Genomic DNA, 15,999 nt, shown 5'->3' with positions numbered 1-15,999 from the left:
TAAATAAAATAACTATATTATAAAGTTATTTTATTGAACGTTTTTAGGCCAGTCCGTCGAAAAGCTGTGTGGAGAGATAACGCTCCGCAAAAGACGGGGCGATAACAACGATCGTCTTGCCGCGATTGGCGGTTTTCTTGGCCAAAGTCATGCCAGCATAGAGTGCGGCGCCAGAGGAAATTCCGATGGGAATGCCTTCGACGGCGGCACAAAGACGGGCTGTTGTCAGCGATTCCTGCTCTGAAACCTCAATCACGCTATCCAGTGCCCGCAGATCCAGCGTATCCGGCTGGAATCCGGGGCCAATACCCTGAATACCGTGGGGGCCAGGTTCATCACCATGTAGAACGGCGCTTTCCCGTGGTTCTACACCAAAGACCTTGATCGCCTTGTTGTGTTTCTTGAGGCCGTGCGCAATTCCTGAGGCCGTGCCGCCAGTGCCCAGTCCGGCTACAACCATATCCACTTGCCCGGCGGTGTCATTCCAGATTTCCAACGCGGTTGTCTGCTCATGAACTGCCGGATTGGCGTCGTTTTCAAACTGACTTGGCATCCACGCGTCAGGCAGCGTTTCCATCAGCTCTTCTGCCCGGCGGATGGCACCGGCCATTCCGTCATTTGCAGGTGTCAGCTCGGTTGTCGCGCCCATGAGACGCAGCATCTTGCGCCGCTCAATGGAGGCACTTTCCGGCATGGTGACGATCAGGCGATAGCCTAGCGCAACAGCTGCAAATGCAAGCGAAATGCCTGTATTGCCGGATGTCGGCTCAATGAGGGCTGTCCGTCCCGGCGTGATCAGCCCGCGGGCCTCGGCATCGCGGAGCATGGCAACGCCAATACGGTCCTTGACGGAGCCTAGCGGATTGAAGAACTCGAGCTTCAGCAGGAGGCGCCCCTGCAGCTTTTCCTGTTCCGTCAGGCGGGGCAGTGCAACGAGCGGCGTGCCCCCGACTGTCTCCAGGAATGAGTTGTAAACCTTACCGCGCGGAGCGGCATAACCTTCAAAGGGAGCGGGGGAAGACAAGGCCTTTTTGTTCATATCGTTTCTGTATCACAGGACGTGGAAAAGGGCAGGATGGAATTTGGCCTTAAAAAACGATAAATAAAAGTAATATGATATATGATTTTTTCAATCACTTATTGTTTATCGTAATATATTGACGATCCGACGTTTCATCCGTTATGAGAGCATGAACTGATCCACCGGAAGGGCATCCTGATGATGTGTCGAATGTGCTGCTGGCAACCACCGTGTTGCAGACTTTCCGCGCGCCGGAATTCTTTCTCTTTTCATTCGTAATTTCCCGACAGCACACAGATGTCGGGCGCTTTTAAGGTTCGACGTCATGCTTGGTTCCACAGTTATCGAAATCAATGGTATTTTTCTCGGCGTTGCCATTCTGGTCAGCGCAACGGGTGCGCGCCGGTTCTATGCCGCCCATGACAGCGTTCGCGGGCTGCATAACCAGACCCTGACAGATTTGTCCGCCCTGCGCCGTCTGGTCTCGCAGCATGCACGGTCCGTTCTGAGGCCGATCTGAAATAAACGATTTACGTTTCTTCCTTTACACCTCTTCTCTTCCCCTGTCGGTCCGCTAGAACGGTAGGCTGAACAGATCGGCGGATGGGAGTGTGTGTGGGAGGAAACGGTTTTCTGCGAATGATCCGCGCGCTTTCCGTCAAGAAAGGCGTTGCTCTTGCAGTCGCGGCATTGGGGCTCGTCATTCTGGCGAGCTTATGCGCTCCGCTCTACGCCCAAATGGCGGGAGTGGACCCGTTTTCTTCCAACATTGCTGGAACTACCATACGTCACGGCCAGTCACTGGACCTGATGCAGCCCAACGATAATCCTCTGCATCTGGGTTTGACGCCTCTGGGGCCTGACTGGTCACCGGGCGCCTATATGCTGGGTTCTGATTCCCAGGGACGGGATGTCGCGTCTCGTCTGTTGTATGGCGGTCGAAGCTCCCTGTTGATCGCGGCATCGGCCGCATTGCTGTGTCTGTGCCTCTCGGGAAGTATCGGTATTTGTGCCGGATATTTCGGGGGCTGGGTGGATGTCGTCCTGTCCCGCTTGCTCGATATCCTGTGGGCTATCCCGGTTTACCTGTTCGCCATTTCACTGTCGGTTGTAACGGTAGGGCATGGCCTTCATCTGGGGTTTATAACGCTTGCTGCCGATAGCTTTCTGATTCCCATAGGCATTATTGCGCTGGTTTATGTGCCGTATGCCGCCCGCCCATTGCGAGCCCGTGTCCTGAGTTTGTCACGAGCAGAATTCGTCATGGCGGCCCGGGGAATGGGAGCCTCGGATTTTCGTATTCTCCGACGCGAAATCCTGCCCAGTCTTGCGCCTTCGATGGTTGTTCTCGGGCCTCTCGTCATGGCCCTTTGCCTTCTGGCGGAATCGGCGTTGTCCTTTCTGTCTCTTGGTGTGCAGGCCCCCGCAGCGTCATGGGGAACGCTCATTCAGGATGGAGAAGGCCTTCTCTATACAAGGCCAATTGTCGCCATAGCGCCGGGCATAGCGATTGTCGTGACAGTGCTGGCCCTGAATGTTCTGGGGAATGCCCTTCGGGATCATCTGGATCCAAAGGGAGCCGGTCGATGATACGCAGTTTCCTGTCGCGCACCGGGCAGATGGCGCTGGTGATTTTTGGCATTTCCGTTCTGGTATTCTGCATTTTCTTCGCCACTCCCGGAGCAGACCCGACTGCGCGTATCGCAGGAAGAGGGGCCAGCCCGCAGGTCATGGCGCGGATCCGTGCCGAATATGGGTTCGACCGCCCGTTACCTGTTCAGTACGTGCGCATGATGGAGAAACTGTTCGTCAGCAGAGATCTCACGTCTTTCGTCAATCACGGTCAGAAAGTTGTACCCGAAGTGGTGTCTGCGGCGCCTGTAACGCTGTCTCTCGTTGTGTGGGCTGCCTTCTTCTGGGTTGTGGGCTCTCTGGGAATTGGCGTTGCGTCCGCGGTGCTGAGGGATAGCTGGGTGGACCGCGTCCTGATGGTGCTGGGTCTGATCGGGCTGTCCATGCCGGTTTTCTGGCTCGGGGAGGTAATCAATCTGTTCACCCAGAGTCGCTGGCACGATACGTGGCTGTTTCGATGGGTGCCTCCGCTGGGATATGTGCCGCTCTCTCAAAGTCCGATCGGCTGGGCAAAATCCCTGCTGCTTCCATCGCTGACGCTCTCGGTTTCCTTCATGGGACTATATGCCCGCATCCTGCGATCAGAGCTTCTGAGCGCAATGGGGGAAGACTCCATCCGCACGGCAAGAGCGAAAGGCGCAGGGCCGGCTCGTGTTTGGCTCTGGCATGGATTGCGGCTGTCATGGTTGAGCTATGTCTCGCTCTTCGGTCTGGATTTTGCCCAGTTGCTAGGCGGCGGAGCGTTGCTGACAGAGGTCGTCTTTGCTTTGCCGGGCGTGGGACGTCTGACCTATCAGGCTCTGGCCACTCTGGATCTGCCTCTGATCATGGCGACAGTCATGTATGCAGCTGTGTTCGTTGTCATTGCGAATGCTCTGGTGGATGGACTGTATGCGCTCCTCGACCCGCGTATCAGGGATGGTCAGCATGGACGCTGAACAGTTGCTCGATATTCAGGGCCTGAAGCTGAACCTGCCCGATGGTACGCGGCTCCTTGAAGGTGTCTCATTTCACCTGAAAGCTGGCGAGGCTTTGGGGGTCGTGGGGGAATCCGGGTCGGGCAAGAGCCTCACGGCCATGAGCGTCATGGGGCTTCTTCCTGGCCTGAAAGCATCCGGGCACATCCTCTTTTCTGGACAGGAACTGGTCAACCTCCCGGACAAGGTGATGCGTAAGCTTCGGGGCGCGTGGATTGCGATGATCTTTCAGGACCCGATGACGGCTTTTTTGCCAGTAAGGTCTATCGGGGCGCAGATTGACGAGCAGATCCGTTTGCATCATCGCGTCAGCAGACGCGAGGCCCGTACACGGACGGTGCAGCTTCTGGAACGGATGGGTGTGCCCGATCCGGCCATGGCCGCAAAGCGGTACCCTCATCAACTGTCAGGCGGTCTGCGCCAGCGCGCCATGATTGCGATGGCACTCTCCTGCACACCGGCCCTGCTGATTGCCGATGAGCCTACGACAGCGCTTGACGTTACGGTGCAGGCTCAGATCCTGACCTTGCTGCGCGAAATTCGGGAAGACGGCGCCGGGGTCATGCTGATTACGCACGATATGGGTGTTGTAGCGCAGGCCTGCACACATGTGGCAGTCATGTATTCGGGACTGGTGGTTGAAAATGGCCCGGTTCGGGATGTGCTGGATCGTCCCTTGCATCCCTACACTCAGGCGTTGCTCGCGGCCATTCCACCTTTGGACGGTCCCAGACCCGAACGGCTTCCAACCATTCCAGGTCAGCCGCCAACACCTGATAATCGTCCAACCGGGTGTGTGTTTGCTCCCAGATGCAGCTTCGTTCGGTCAGAATGTGCCGTGCGTCCGCCTCTGACTGAAATCGAGGAGGGACGACGCGTGGCGTGTGTCCTGTATGCGGCATGAGTGTTCTGCTGGAAGCGCGCAATCTGGAGAAATCTTACCGTCTTGGCCGGGGACGTGTGCTGCATGCTGTCTCGGGTGTTTCCCTGCAGGTGCGGAAAGGAGAAGCTCTGGCGCTCGTCGGGGAATCCGGATGCGGAAAGTCGACCCTGGGACGTACTCTGATTGGTCTGACACAGCCGACATCTGGCAAGGTTATGTTCGACGGGCAGGAAATTTCCGGACTGTCCGATCGCGCAATGCGCCCCTGGCGCGCGCGAATGCAGATGGTCTTTCAGGATTCTTCTGCTGCCTTCAATCCACGCCGAACCGTGGGGGAGTCTCTGGCCGAGCCCCTCCGCATTCATCGTCGTCATGGGGTTAGGGAGCGTGTTGCGGAACTGCTTGATCAGGTGGGTCTTTCCCAGTCAGTCGCTGGGCGTTTCCCGCATGAGTTCTCCGGGGGGCAGAGACAGAGGTTGAACATTGCCCGCGCTTTGGCGCTAGGGCCGGAGCTTCTTGTCGCAGACGAGCCCGTTTCCGCACTGGACGTTTCTGTTCAGGCTCAGATCGTCAATCTGTTTGGGGATCTGCGAGCTTCTCTGGGCGTGGCATGCATCTTTATCTCTCATGATCTGTCCGTTGTCCGGCAAATGGCAGATCGGATTGCTGTCATGTATCTGGGCAGCATTGTGGAAGAGGGACCCGGTCTGGACGTGCTGGACCGGCCGGCACACCCCTATACCAAAGCATTGCTGGACGCAGTTCCGCGCCCGGATCGGGCTTTGCCGCCTCCTTTGCAAGGCGACGTGCCTAGCCCAGTCAATCCGCCATCAGGGTGTCGTTTCCATACCCGCTGTCCGATTGCCCAGCCGCGTTGTGCAACAGAACGTCCTGTACTTCAGTCGCCCGGTGAGGGACGGCAGGTCGCCTGCCATTACCCTCTGTGACGTTGAAATTCAGCGAGAGGCCGTTTCGAAAGCCAGTGGGTAAAGGGACGCAACCAGTAACAGAGCCATCGCATAGTTGAAGCTCCGTAACAGAAGCGGCCGATGAAGCCACCGTCTCATGCCTGCGCCAAAGCCAGCCCAGAGCGCGACGGAAGGGCAATTCACCAACCCACAGATGACGCCGGCGATGGCAAGGTTGAAGAAGAAACCTTCCTTCGGAACATAGGCTGCAACAATACCGACGGCCATGACCCAAGCTTTCGGGTTGACCCACTGAAAACCAGCAGCCTGCAGGAAGCTGATGGGTTTTCCTTTCCCATTGGCTTCGGGGGTTGCTGAGGATGTGGCAATTTTCCAAGCCAGCCAGAGCAGATAAGCCGCGCTGGCATATTTCAGGCCAACGTAAAACCAGGGTGCATGCTCAAACAGGCTTCCCAGGCCAAGGCCGAGAATGACCACCATCAGGACAAACCCCAGCGCAACCCCAAGCATGTGTGGGATCGTTCGGCGGAAACCATGTGTCAGCCCGGAAGACGCCAGCATCATATTGTTGGGGCCGGGCGTAACGGATGCGACAAACGTGAAAAGAACGAGAGGCGCAAAAGCCTGCCAGTAAGTCGGCATGACGGAATTTCCTGTTGCAGACGGGATTATCCTGATCACTATGACAAGGATTACCGGAACAGTACCGGTACAGTTGAACAGGATTCTTTCAGACTGTTCCGGAGGTTTGACCATGACAGTAATGCCAGCTCAGCATGGGACATTTCCCCCCTGGAAGCCCGTCCGTGGTGGTGACACAACGCTCGTCGAGCAACTCGAAACTAAATTCGCCGAGCGTATAGAGACACACAGGCTCAGGCCCGGCAGCCGCCTGCCGTCAGTTCGCAAAATGGCCGAAAGCGCAGGGCTCAGTCGCTATACGGTGATGGAAGCGTATGAGCGTCTTCTGGCGCGCGGGCTGGTTTTGTCACGGCCGGGCGCGGGATATTTCGTACGCTCACCCGTCGAGCCGCCGGTCTTTGCGGAAGCCATAACGCAGGCGCCCCCGGAGCAGTCAAAGCTCGATGTGACATGGCTTTTGCGCGAAATGTTCGGTACCGGGCAGTCTAATCGCCTGACTGCGGCATCTGGTGTTCTTCCACCTCACTGGCTGGATGCGGATCTGATTGCCAGCGCCATTCGGGCTGCCGCACGGGAAGATTCTGCGGGGTTACTGCAGTACGGCCACCCCCAGGGAAGCCCGCAGTTACGCCGACATATTGCTGCCATGCTGGGTGGTCAGGGAATCGCTGCGCATCCGGATCATCATCTGCTGATGACGGCGGGTGTCACGCATGGAATTGATCTTGTGCTGAGATTGATGGTCCAGCGGGGAGATACGGTGCTGGTTGAGGAGCCGGGCTGGCCTCTGATTTTCGGTCGCCTGGCTGCTTACGAGGCAAGAATCATCAGTGTGCCGCGGGGACGGGAAGGGCCGGATCTGGAGGTTCTGGAGCGTCTGGCTGCGGAGCATAAACCGAAGCTTTTCCTGATTAACAGCGTCGTTCACAACCCCACGGGCTATACTCTCGGAGCCGCAGCGGCGCATGATATCCTGCGTTTGGCCGAGAAATATGACTTCATGGTTCTGGAAGACGATACCTACGCGGATTTCCATGATGGCACTGCTATTCGTCTTGCATCCATGGACCGCCTGCAACGGGTTATTCTCGTCACAGGCTATGCCAAGACGATGGCGGCTGGTCTGAGGGTAGGTGTGCTGGCGGCCCGTCCGGATATTGTGGCGCGGCTAACGGACCTAAAACTTCTGGCTGGTTTGTGTACGCCGCAACTGGGAGAAAACGTCATGGCGCGTCTTTTGAAAGATGGACACTACGGTCGGCATCTTTCCCGGCTCCGGCAGAGGGTCAATCAGGCGCGCCAGAAATGTGCTGATGCGCTCATCGGATGTGGTCTTACGCTGCCGTATCTTCCGCCTGCGGGTATTTTCGTCTGGGCGGATTGTGGGCAGGATTCTGAGGCCGTTGCGCGGGCGGCATCTGCAAAAGGGATGCTTTTGGCACCCGGAACATTATTTTCTCCAACGCAGGCACCGTCGAGCATGTTGAGGTTCACCGTCAGTGCTGTGGAGCAGCCCGAGCTCTGGTCTGTTCTGACAGGTCTTCTCTGAGGCGGCGCGCTGCAACAACCATAATGGCTTGCTTAAAGCTGCTGCATAGCGAAGCGAAAAGTGAGCTCGGTCTTGTGTGTCAGTGGGCGTTATTTGTGCTCTCGAAAAAGCAACGCGTTATGCGTATCTTGGATATGGACGGCAACACCCTCTTCAGTGCAGGACTCTGCTAGTCTCCCATTTTCATATTCGGGGTTTCCCCATCTTCACCAGGGTCGAACTTTGACAGTCCAGCCAGCCTTCTTTCGTTTTGCTTTGCGCGTGTTGCCTCATGGAGGGCAAGGATCATGAGACAGGCTGTACAATTCTATCTGGGCGATGAGCACTGCACTCTGAATGGCCTGAACCCGACCCTGACTCTTCTGGACTGGCTACGAGATCGTGGCAAAACCGGAACGAAAGAGGGTTGTAATGAAGGCGACTGTGGCGCCTGCACCGTGCTGGTCGTACGACTGGATCAGGATCGGCTCGTTTGGCGCGCTGTGAATGCATGTATCCAGTTTGTCAGCATGCTGGATGGTGCGCAGGTTTATACGATTGAAGACCTCGGTACGCCTGATGCCCCGCATCCCGTGCAGGCTGCTATGGTGGAACAGCACGGTTCGCAGTGCGGTTTCTGTACGCCAGGTTTTGTCATGTCCATGGCAGCATATCGCAAGACCCCTGGTGCAACTGTTGATGACGCCCAGATTGACGACGCTCTGGCTGGAAATCTTTGTCGCTGCACCGGGTACGCGCCGATCGTGCGCGCCATGAAACAGTCCATGTCGGCCGGCCCGGACCGTTTCGATGCGCAGATTGCGACGATCACGGAGCGTCTCACAACCCTGAATGACGGTGAAACCGTTCAGGTGTCTGGCGCAGAAGGCACCCTTACAATTCCGGCGAGTGTAGATGTTCTGGCCGACACACTGGTGCGGCATCCCGAGGCCACGATTGTCGCCGGGGCAACGGATGTGGGTCTGTGGGTGACCAAAGGCATGAAGCAACTGCGGCATGTCGTCTCGATCGGCCGTGTCCCTGAGTTACGGAAGATTGAGCTCACGGATGAAGGTCTGACGATCGGTGCTGCCGTGACTTATCAGGAAGCCAAGCCGTTTATCGCAGACCTCCTTCCCGATGCAGCAGAGATGATCCGTCGTCTGGGTTCAACGCAGGTGAGGAACAGCGCGACAGTCTGTGGAAATATCGCCAATGGTTCGCCAATTGGTGACGGGCCACCGATGTTTATTGCCGCTGGTGCGACCCTGCATTTGCGACTGGGCAATGAACGTCGCTCCATGCCTTTGGAAGCCTATTTCATTGCTTATGGAAAGCAGGATCGGCGGCCCGGGGAGTTTGTGGAAGCCGTTACCCTTCCGGTTCCTGAAAAGGACGTTCAGTTCCGCGCTTACAAGATTTCCAAGCGGTTCGATCAGGATATCTCAGCGGTTCTGGGGGCTTTTTTCATGCGTCGGAATGCAGACGGAATCATTACGTCCGTCCGGCTGGCCTATGGTGGGATGGCAGCAACACCGAAGCGCGCAGCGAATGCTGAAGCCGCGCTGCTCGGCCGCCCGTGGGAAGAAGCAACGCTGGACGCCGCAAGAGCCGCCATTGCACAGGACTTCACGCCTCTGACGGATATGCGCGCCACAGACTGGTATCGCCGGACAGTCGCCGCAAATCTGCTGACGCGCTTCTTTGAGGAAACAACGGGCGGCCCACAGGCGCGTCTGGCCCGTACGGGAGGGCTGGCCCATGTCTGAAGCTCGCAAGATGCCGATGGTTCAGGGTGCGGCCTCCACCAGCATGAAGCATGAAAGTGCGATCCTGCATGTGACAGGGCGTGCGAACTACATCGACGATATGCCGGAGCCGAAAGGCATGCTGCATGTCGTTCCCGGGCTGAGCACCAAGGCTCATGCGCGGATCGTGTCCATGGATCTGAGCGCCGTGCGGTCTGCTCCGGGTGTGGTGCGGGTTCTGACGGCAGAGGATGTTCCGGGCGAGAACGAGATCAGCCCGGTTCATGCGCATGATGAGCCACTGCTGGCCACGGATCATGTCTATTACTGGGGCCAGCCGATGTTTGCCGTAGTGGCGACGTCCCGGCAGGCTGCCCGTCAGGCCGTCCGGCTTGCAAAGATCGAGTATGAAGAGAAGCCCGCTATCCTGGACGTTGCTCAGGCGCGGGAAGCTGGCGGTGATCTGGTCTGGCGTCCGCTCGTCATGAAGCGCGGTGATGTGGATGCCGGACTGGCTGCCGCGCCGCGCCGTCTGTCTGGCAATATCACGATGGGCGGGCAGGAGCATTTCTACCTCGAAGGGCAGGCCGCTCTGGCTCAGCCAGGTGAGGCTGGGGAAATGCGCGTCTGGTCTTCCACGCAGCATCCGTCTGAAACGCAGCATCTGGTGGCATGTGTTCTGGGCCGGCCGCATCATCTGGTCACGACTGAAGTGCGCCGGATGGGCGGGGGCTTTGGGGGCAAGGAAACGCAGGCCAATGCTGCGGCCTGTCTGGCGGCCATTGCGGCTGATCTGACCGGCCAGGCTGCCAAGATGCGTCTGGATCGTGACGACGATATGATGATGACCGGCAAGCGGCATGATTTCGTCGTGGATTATGATGTCGGCTTTACGGATGACGGGGACATTCTGGCAGTCGATATGGTTCTGGCCGCTCGCTGTGGCTGGTCCGCCGATCTGTCTGGCCCTGTTGTGGATCGTGCGCTGTTTCATGCGGACAACGCGTATTTTTATCCGGATGTACGGTTCCGTTCCGAACCACTGCGCACCAACACGCAGTCCAACACGGCCTATCGAGGGTTTGGTGGCCCGCAGGGTATTGTCGCGGCAGAGCGCGTGATCGAGGAAGTCGCATTTGCGACGGGGCTTGATCCTGTGACGGTGCGGCTGCGCAATTTCTATGGAACGACAGATCGGAACATCACGCCGTATCATATGACGGTGGAAGACTCGATCAGCCGTGAAATTATCACGGAACTGGTGCGGCGCTGCGATTATGCAAAGCGCAAGGAAGAGATCCGAGCTTTCAATAAAACCAGTCGTTACATCAAGCGCGGGATTGCCCTGACACCGGTAAAATTCGGCATTTCCTTCACGGCGACACATTACAATCAGGCGGGTGCGCTGGTTCATGTCTATACGGATGGTTCCGTACAGGTGAACCATGGCGGGACCGAAATGGGGCAGGGTCTGCACACGAAAATGGTGCAGATTGCCATGCGTGAGTTCGGGCTGACGTCCGATCGCGTTCGCATCACAGCCACTACAACGGGCAAGGTTCCCAACACGTCTGCAACGGCGGCGTCTTCTGGGGCAGATCTGAACGGCATGGCTGTTCTGGATGCCATTACCAAGATCAAACGCCGCATGATCGCGTTTGCTGCCGAAAAGTGGAATGTCGCTGAGGAAGATGTGCAGTTCCTGCCCGATGGTGTGCATGTCGGGTCAGACGTCATGACCTTCCAGCAATTGGCGTGGCAGGTCTATTTCGCCCGTATTTCCCTGTCTTCCAATGGGTTCTACAAGACACCCAAGATCTCCTGGGACCCGGCAACGGGGCGGGGACGTCCGTTTTTTTACTTCGCCTATGGTGCGGCGTGTGCGGAAGTGTCCGTTGATCTGCTGACGGGTGAGAACACCATGGACCGCGTGGATATTCTCCATGACGCCGGGCAGTCCCTGAATCCAGAAATCGATGTCGGGCAGATCGAAGGTGGCTTCGTGCAGGGCGCGGGCTGGCTGACGATGGAAGAACTGGTCTGGGATCCTGCGGGTCGTCTACGGACTCATGCACCCAGCACCTATAAGATCCCGGCCTGTTCCGATCGGCCACGGATTTTCAATGTGGAACTGCTGGAAAACGCCCCGAATCAGGAAGAGACGATTTTCCGGTCCAAGGCCGTTGGGGAGCCTCCTTTTGTGCATGGCGTGGCTGTTCTTCAGGCCATCTCTGATGCACTCGCCAGCCTGAATGACTACACGACCTGCCCGCAGCTTGATGCACCCGCCACACCGGAACGGGTTCTGCGCACTGCCATGAGCCTGCGTGGCGAGATCGACTGACCATGTTGGAAGCCATCCGCCGCTGGCGTGATGCGGGGGAGGCAGTGGCCAGAATTACGGTTCTGGTCGCTAAAGGGTCCACGCCGCGTGAGGCCGGGGCTTATATGCTCCTCACACAACGCGAGCAGGTTGGGACCATCGGCGGGGGACGTCTGGAGTGGGACTGCATGGCGGATGCCCGGGCCCTCCTGACTGATGGTGCAGACCATCTGGAGCGGCATATCCCGCTGGGGCCTGCCATCAATCAGTGCTGTGGCGGCGCTGTAACGGTGAGCATCGAGCGCATACGAAACCTGGATGACATTGAGCGTCAGGCCTGGAAAGAGCGGGAGACGCTGCCTCAGTTGATTCTGTTCGGGGCTGGGCACGTTGGGAGAGCATTGGCGAAATCATTGGCGCTTCTGCCCCTCAGGCTTGTCTGGGTTGATGCCCGGCAAGATGAGTTCGGGCCTGTTCCGCCAACAGTCGAAGCACAGGCCACATCAGACTGGGAAAGTACCTTGAATGCAGCGCCTGCTGGTTCGGGTGTTCTGGTGCTGACACAGAGTCACACTCTGGATGCCCTCATTACGGGGGCAGCGTTGGCGCGAAATGATCTGCGATACGTTGGGATGATCGGCTCTCGCACGAAACGCAAACGCTTTGAGAGTGCGTTCCGGGCAATCGATATCCCGCAGGAGCAGATTGATAAACTGGTCTGTCCGATTGGAGATTTCGGCGTACGGGACAAGCGTCCTGAAATGATTGCAGCTTTCGTGACCGCAGAAATTGCGGCTCGTTTGCTGGAGGTTTGACGGCAGTAGGAATCCGGGACTCGCTCATGTAACGGAAGCTTGCAAAATCGTACGGGATTCGTGATTTCCGAGTGGATAATTTTCGATATTTCTGGCAGTTTTCCAAGCCTCGCAGACATCACGCCGTTGTGATGTAACACCACGTTCAAGTGATGCATCTTCTGCGCTTATGGTGAGTCTATGAGCACTGACTTTCGGATGCAGCCTGCGCCAGGCAGCAGGTTTCTCTCGACAGCACGACGTGCAGGACAAAAGTTCTGTGCTTCATCCTCCCGTTTTCTCCGGACTGGAGTAGCGGCAGGGGTTGTGCACCTTGCCCTCTTTTCAGGATCTGCCATCGCAGCAGGTGCGGCGATACCGCAGGCCGACAAACCACCATCCCTCACGGCGGCCGATCAGACTTTTGTGGAAGATCTGGAACATCGGACGTTCCGCTGGTTCTGGGATACGGCCAACCCCAAGAATGGGCTGATCCCTGATCGCTCTCCGTTGCCGAACGGCGCTGCGAGCATTGCGGGTGTGGGCTTCGGTTTGACGGCTTATGGGATTGGAGCGGAACGCGGATACATAACGCGCCAGCAGGCTGCGGATCGCACGCTGACGACCCTGAGATTTCTGATTGGTCTGCCGCAGAACGACAAGGTTTCAGGTGCGGCAGGGTACAAAGGCTTTTTCTACCATTTTCTGGACCCCAATACCGGCCTGCGCGTCGCGGACTGGTCTGAACTTTCCAGTGTAGACACAACGCTTCTCATGGGCGGTGTTCTCTTTTCTCAGTCGTATTATGACCGGGATACTGCGCAGGAAAAAGAAATCCGCGACATTGCCGATCGCCTGTATCGCCGTATCGACTGGACGTGGATGAAAGCGCATGGCCCTTGGCTGAGCATGGGCTGGTCGCCGCCCAACACGTTCATCACGACGGACTGGAAGGGCTATAACGAAGGCCTGATCATTTATCTTCTGGCCATAGCATCGCCGACGCATCCCCTTCCGGCAGAAACATGGAAGACCTGGACGGCTACTTACGATGGGCAATGGGGAGATTTTCAGGGCCATAAGCTGCTGAATTTCGCACCACTTTTTGGTCACCAGTACAGCGAATCCTGGATTGATTTCCGTGGCATTCAGGACGATTTCAATCGCAAGCATGATGATGACTATTTCCAGAACGGGCGTGAAGCTGTGTACGCGCAGCGCGCTTACGCACAGGCGAATCCCGGAGACTGGAAAGACTACGGTGCCAATATCTGGGGGCTGACCGCCTGTGATGGCCCCGGGGACATTCAGCAGGATTATGACGGCAAGCATCGCCATTACCTTGCTTACAGTGCACGTGGTGCTGGCCGGGATTACATTCTGGACGATGGCACCATTGCACCAACAGCCGCGGGCGGATCGATTGCCTTCGCGCCGGAAATTGCTCTTCCTGCACTGGAAGAGATGCGTAAGCGCTACGGAAGCCGGATTTACAATCAGTATGGCTTCCTGGACTCTTTCAACCCGTCATTCAAAGACAAGAATGATTACTGGGTCGACGGGCAGCAGCTTGGCATTGATCAGGGACCTATTCTGCTAATGCTGGAAAACTGGCGCAGTGGCTTCGTGTGGAACACGATGAAAAAAAATCCTTATCTGCGTGATGGCTTGAAACGCGCGGGATTTCAGGGCGGCTGGCTGAACGAAAAAACAGCGTCCAGCCAGGGCGACCGTCCGCTGTAATTTTGTAGGTCGTCCCGCTTAAAATGCGCGACCAAGTGCCGCGACGAGCGTTCCAGGCGGAAGTGTCTGGGATGCTCGTTTATGGCTGGTTTCGTAAAAGATGTTTTCTGGCTCGAGGAGCGAGACAGTGTCTGTCCCCAGGTTAACGGCAATGGTCAGCAGGCTGCCGTCTCCAAGAGTCCAGGAGGCAATGACAGCTTTCTCTCCCAGAATATCGGCTCCCGCGCTGTAAGCTCCTTTTAGGTGCGGCGTAATTTTGGAATGGCGTAAGGCCAAAAGTTCTTTTGTTCTGGAAAGCCACGCTTGACCTTCCGGTGTGTCCCGTTCGGCCCGGTCCGGGCGAGAAATTCGAAATGTTTTCGGGTCAGTGGGGCTAGGAAGTGTCGCAAGAATTTCCGGGTCCGTCAGGTTGCAGTATTCGGCAAACTGTTCTTCGCGCCCACGGCGGACCTTCTCGCCAATGGCCCCGTGAAAATCCGAAAAGAAATAGAATGGCGTTTTTGAGCCCCACTCTTCCCCAAGGAACAGCATTGGCGTCATGGGGCAAAGAAGAAGCAGCGCATAGGCGGCTTTAAAGGCGTTCGGATCAGAAAGGGTGATCAATCTTTCCCCCAGAGGGCGATTACCGATCTGATCGTGGTTTTGTAAAAACGTCACGAATTTCGTTGGAGGCAAGTCGCTGCTCGGACTACCACGCGTTTTCTGGCGCGGCGGGAAAAATTCGCCCTGCCATGCAAGCCCCTCTGTCAGGACACGTTTAAGAAGGCCGGTTGTTTCGTGATGAAACGGCAGGAAAAACCCCTTGTCCTCCCCGCTGAGCATGACGGTCAGGGTGTGGTGCCAGTCTTCGCTCCATTGTCCGGAATAACCATCGCGGAGAAGGCCTGCGTCATTGTTCTCATTTTCAAGAATTAAATGAACATGGCGGCCCTTTTCGACGGTTTTGTGAATGCGGCTCTGAAGTTTATAAAACCATTGTCTATCCGTAATGGCCCATGCGGCATCGATGCGGAGGCCGTCGAAGCGATATTCCATCAGCCAGTAAAGCGCATTGTCGATAAAGAAATCCGCTACGATTGGGTTATGGAAGTCGATACCATCACCCCAGGGCGTGTCGTAGCGCGGGTCGAAGAAGCCTTTTGCATATTCCAGCAGGTAATTCCCGTCTGGCCCGAAATGATTGTACACCACATCCAGAAAAACCATCAGACCCAGTGAATGAGCATGGTCGATCAGGTCTTTCAGGGCTTCAGGCCGTCCATAAGCTGGCGTTGGGGCATAAACCAGAACGCCATCATATCCCCAGTTCCAGTGACCACTGAAACTGTTGACCGGCATGAACTGAACCGTTGTGATGCCCAGATCCGCCAGTTCCTGAAGGCGGGTTTTCATGCCCTCATAATTGCCTTCGAGACCCAGATGCGTCTCGTAAATGATCGTTTCTTCCCACGGGCGCCCCTGCCAGTCGGGTGTTTTCCAATCATAAAAATCGGGGTCAAGAATTTCACTGCGCCCATGTACGCCATCAGGCTGAAAGCGGCTGGCCGGGTCAGGAACCGTGACGTTGTTGCGAACGCGGTAAAGGTATCGTGACCCGGCACCACAGGGTGCTTCAGCGACGAATGTTCCATCTGTGTGCCGCCTCATGGCGATGGGCGGAAGGTCCTCCACCTCCACGAAAACTCTCTCACAGGAGGGAGCCCAGAGCGTGAACCGTGTCCGATCGGGAGCGATGAGTTCTGCACCCAGGCGGTTTTTAAACCTGAAGGAAGACATGCG

13 protein-coding genes are annotated in these 15,999 nt (G+C 56.9%); 10 read left to right on the top strand and 3 right to left on the bottom strand.

The genetic code is table 11. From position 1 onward, the window contains the following. Positions 1-43 precede the first annotated feature (43 nt). The gene (gene cysK, locus ABDK75_RS12690) at positions 44-1,039 is read right to left on the bottom strand and encodes a cysteine synthase A (RefSeq protein ID WP_046900204.1); all 996 of its coding nucleotides are present in this window, start codon (positions 1,037-1,039) and stop codon (positions 44-46) included. A gap of 307 nt (positions 1,040-1,346) precedes the next feature. On the opposite strand from cysK, the gene ABDK75_RS12685 reads away from it, so the two are divergent. From ABDK75_RS12685 to ABDK75_RS12665, 5 genes are all read left to right on the top strand, one after another. Next, the gene (locus tag ABDK75_RS12685; protein WP_046900203.1) at positions 1,347-1,541 is read left to right on the top strand and encodes a hypothetical protein; all 195 of its coding nucleotides are present in this window, start codon (positions 1,347-1,349) and stop codon (positions 1,539-1,541) included. A gap of 119 nt (positions 1,542-1,660) precedes the next feature. Further along, entirely contained in the window at positions 1,661-2,611 is a 951-nt protein-coding gene (locus ABDK75_RS12680) for an ABC transporter permease (RefSeq protein ID WP_346006055.1), read from the top strand. Further along, positions 2,608-3,591, top strand: coding sequence for an ABC transporter permease (locus ABDK75_RS12675; RefSeq protein WP_046900201.1), 984 nt, complete (start codon positions 2,608-2,610; stop codon positions 3,589-3,591). The genes ABDK75_RS12680 and ABDK75_RS12675 overlap by 4 nt, the downstream gene beginning before the upstream one ends. Further along, positions 3,581-4,534, top strand: coding sequence for an ABC transporter ATP-binding protein (locus ABDK75_RS12670; protein ID WP_346006185.1), 954 nt, complete (start codon positions 3,581-3,583; stop codon positions 4,532-4,534). Before ABDK75_RS12675 ends, ABDK75_RS12670 begins: the two co-directional genes overlap by 11 nt. Next, positions 4,531-5,460, top strand: a complete 930-nt coding sequence (locus ABDK75_RS12665) for an ABC transporter ATP-binding protein (RefSeq protein ID WP_346006054.1) — start codon at positions 4,531-4,533, stop codon at positions 5,458-5,460. Before ABDK75_RS12670 ends, ABDK75_RS12665 begins: the two co-directional genes overlap by 4 nt. A 9-nt stretch (positions 5,461-5,469) precedes the next feature. On the opposite strand, the gene ABDK75_RS12660 is transcribed toward ABDK75_RS12665, so the two are convergent. After that, positions 5,470-6,084, bottom strand: a complete 615-nt coding sequence (locus ABDK75_RS12660; protein WP_086634204.1) for a LysE family translocator — start codon at positions 6,082-6,084, stop codon at positions 5,470-5,472. A 112-nt stretch (positions 6,085-6,196) separates the two neighbouring features. Here ABDK75_RS12660 and ABDK75_RS12655 point away from each other — a divergent pair, with 112 nt between their 5' ends. From ABDK75_RS12655 to ABDK75_RS12635, 5 genes are all read left to right on the top strand, one after another. After that, the gene (locus tag ABDK75_RS12655; RefSeq protein WP_346006053.1) at positions 6,197-7,633 is read left to right on the top strand and encodes a PLP-dependent aminotransferase family protein; all 1,437 of its coding nucleotides are present in this window, start codon (positions 6,197-6,199) and stop codon (positions 7,631-7,633) included. 287 nt (positions 7,634-7,920) lie between these two features. Then, the gene (gene xdhA, locus ABDK75_RS12650) at positions 7,921-9,381 is read left to right on the top strand and encodes a xanthine dehydrogenase small subunit (RefSeq protein WP_346006052.1); all 1,461 of its coding nucleotides are present in this window, start codon (positions 7,921-7,923) and stop codon (positions 9,379-9,381) included. Beyond that, positions 9,374-11,704 (top strand): xanthine dehydrogenase molybdopterin binding subunit, encoded by a 2,331-nt coding sequence (gene xdhB, locus ABDK75_RS12645; protein ID WP_346006051.1) that lies wholly within the window; start codon positions 9,374-9,376, stop codon positions 11,702-11,704. Before xdhA ends, xdhB begins: the two co-directional genes overlap by 8 nt. 2 nt (positions 11,705-11,706) lie before the next feature. After that, complete coding sequence (gene xdhC / locus ABDK75_RS12640) at positions 11,707-12,498, top strand: xanthine dehydrogenase accessory protein XdhC (RefSeq protein ID WP_346006050.1); 792 nt, start codon at positions 11,707-11,709, stop codon at positions 12,496-12,498. A 180-nt stretch (positions 12,499-12,678) separates the two neighbouring features. Then, entirely contained in the window at positions 12,679-14,220 is a 1,542-nt protein-coding gene (locus ABDK75_RS12635) for a glucoamylase family protein (protein ID WP_235271728.1), read from the top strand. Between the two features lie 18 nt (positions 14,221-14,238). On the opposite strand, the gene treZ is transcribed toward ABDK75_RS12635, so the two are convergent. Beyond that, complete coding sequence (gene treZ, locus ABDK75_RS12630) at positions 14,239-15,996, bottom strand: malto-oligosyltrehalose trehalohydrolase (RefSeq protein ID WP_346006049.1); 1,758 nt, start codon at positions 15,994-15,996, stop codon at positions 14,239-14,241. Positions 15,997-15,999 lie beyond the last annotated feature (3 nt).

It is taken from the genome of Gluconobacter sp. OJA (assembly GCF_039638325.1).
Classification (GTDB): Bacteria; Pseudomonadota; Alphaproteobacteria; order Acetobacterales; family Acetobacteraceae; genus Gluconobacter; species Gluconobacter cerinus.
This window is presented reverse-complemented; position numbering and strand designations above follow the sequence as displayed.

Bases quoted from the DNA above. Each gene is read 5' to 3' on its own strand.
- cysK (WP_046900204.1), bottom strand. From the start codon at position 1,039: ATGAACAAAAAGGCCTTGTCTTCCCCCGCTCCCTTTGAAGGTTATGCC.
- ABDK75_RS12685 (WP_046900203.1), top strand. From the start codon at position 1,347: ATGCTTGGTTCCACAGTTATCGAAATCAATGGTATTTTTCTCGGCGTT.
- ABDK75_RS12680 (WP_346006055.1), top strand. From the start codon at position 1,661: ATGATCCGCGCGCTTTCCGTCAAGAAAGGCGTTGCTCTTGCAGTCGCG.
- ABDK75_RS12675 (WP_046900201.1), top strand. From the start codon at position 2,608: ATGATACGCAGTTTCCTGTCGCGCACCGGGCAGATGGCGCTGGTGATT.
- ABDK75_RS12670 (WP_346006185.1), top strand. From the start codon at position 3,581: ATGGACGCTGAACAGTTGCTCGATATTCAGGGCCTGAAGCTGAACCTG.
- ABDK75_RS12665 (WP_346006054.1), top strand. From the start codon at position 4,531: ATGAGTGTTCTGCTGGAAGCGCGCAATCTGGAGAAATCTTACCGTCTT.
- ABDK75_RS12660 (WP_086634204.1), bottom strand. From the start codon at position 6,084: ATGCCGACTTACTGGCAGGCTTTTGCGCCTCTCGTTCTTTTCACGTTT.
- ABDK75_RS12655 (WP_346006053.1), top strand. From the start codon at position 6,197: ATGACAGTAATGCCAGCTCAGCATGGGACATTTCCCCCCTGGAAGCCC.
- xdhA (WP_346006052.1), top strand. From the start codon at position 7,921: ATGAGACAGGCTGTACAATTCTATCTGGGCGATGAGCACTGCACTCTG.
- xdhB (WP_346006051.1), top strand. From the start codon at position 9,374: ATGTCTGAAGCTCGCAAGATGCCGATGGTTCAGGGTGCGGCCTCCACC.
- xdhC (WP_346006050.1), top strand. From the start codon at position 11,707: ATGTTGGAAGCCATCCGCCGCTGGCGTGATGCGGGGGAGGCAGTGGCC.
- ABDK75_RS12635 (WP_235271728.1), top strand. From the start codon at position 12,679: ATGAGCACTGACTTTCGGATGCAGCCTGCGCCAGGCAGCAGGTTTCTC.
- treZ (WP_346006049.1), bottom strand. From the start codon at position 15,996: ATGTCTTCCTTCAGGTTTAAAAACCGCCTGGGTGCAGAACTCATCGCT.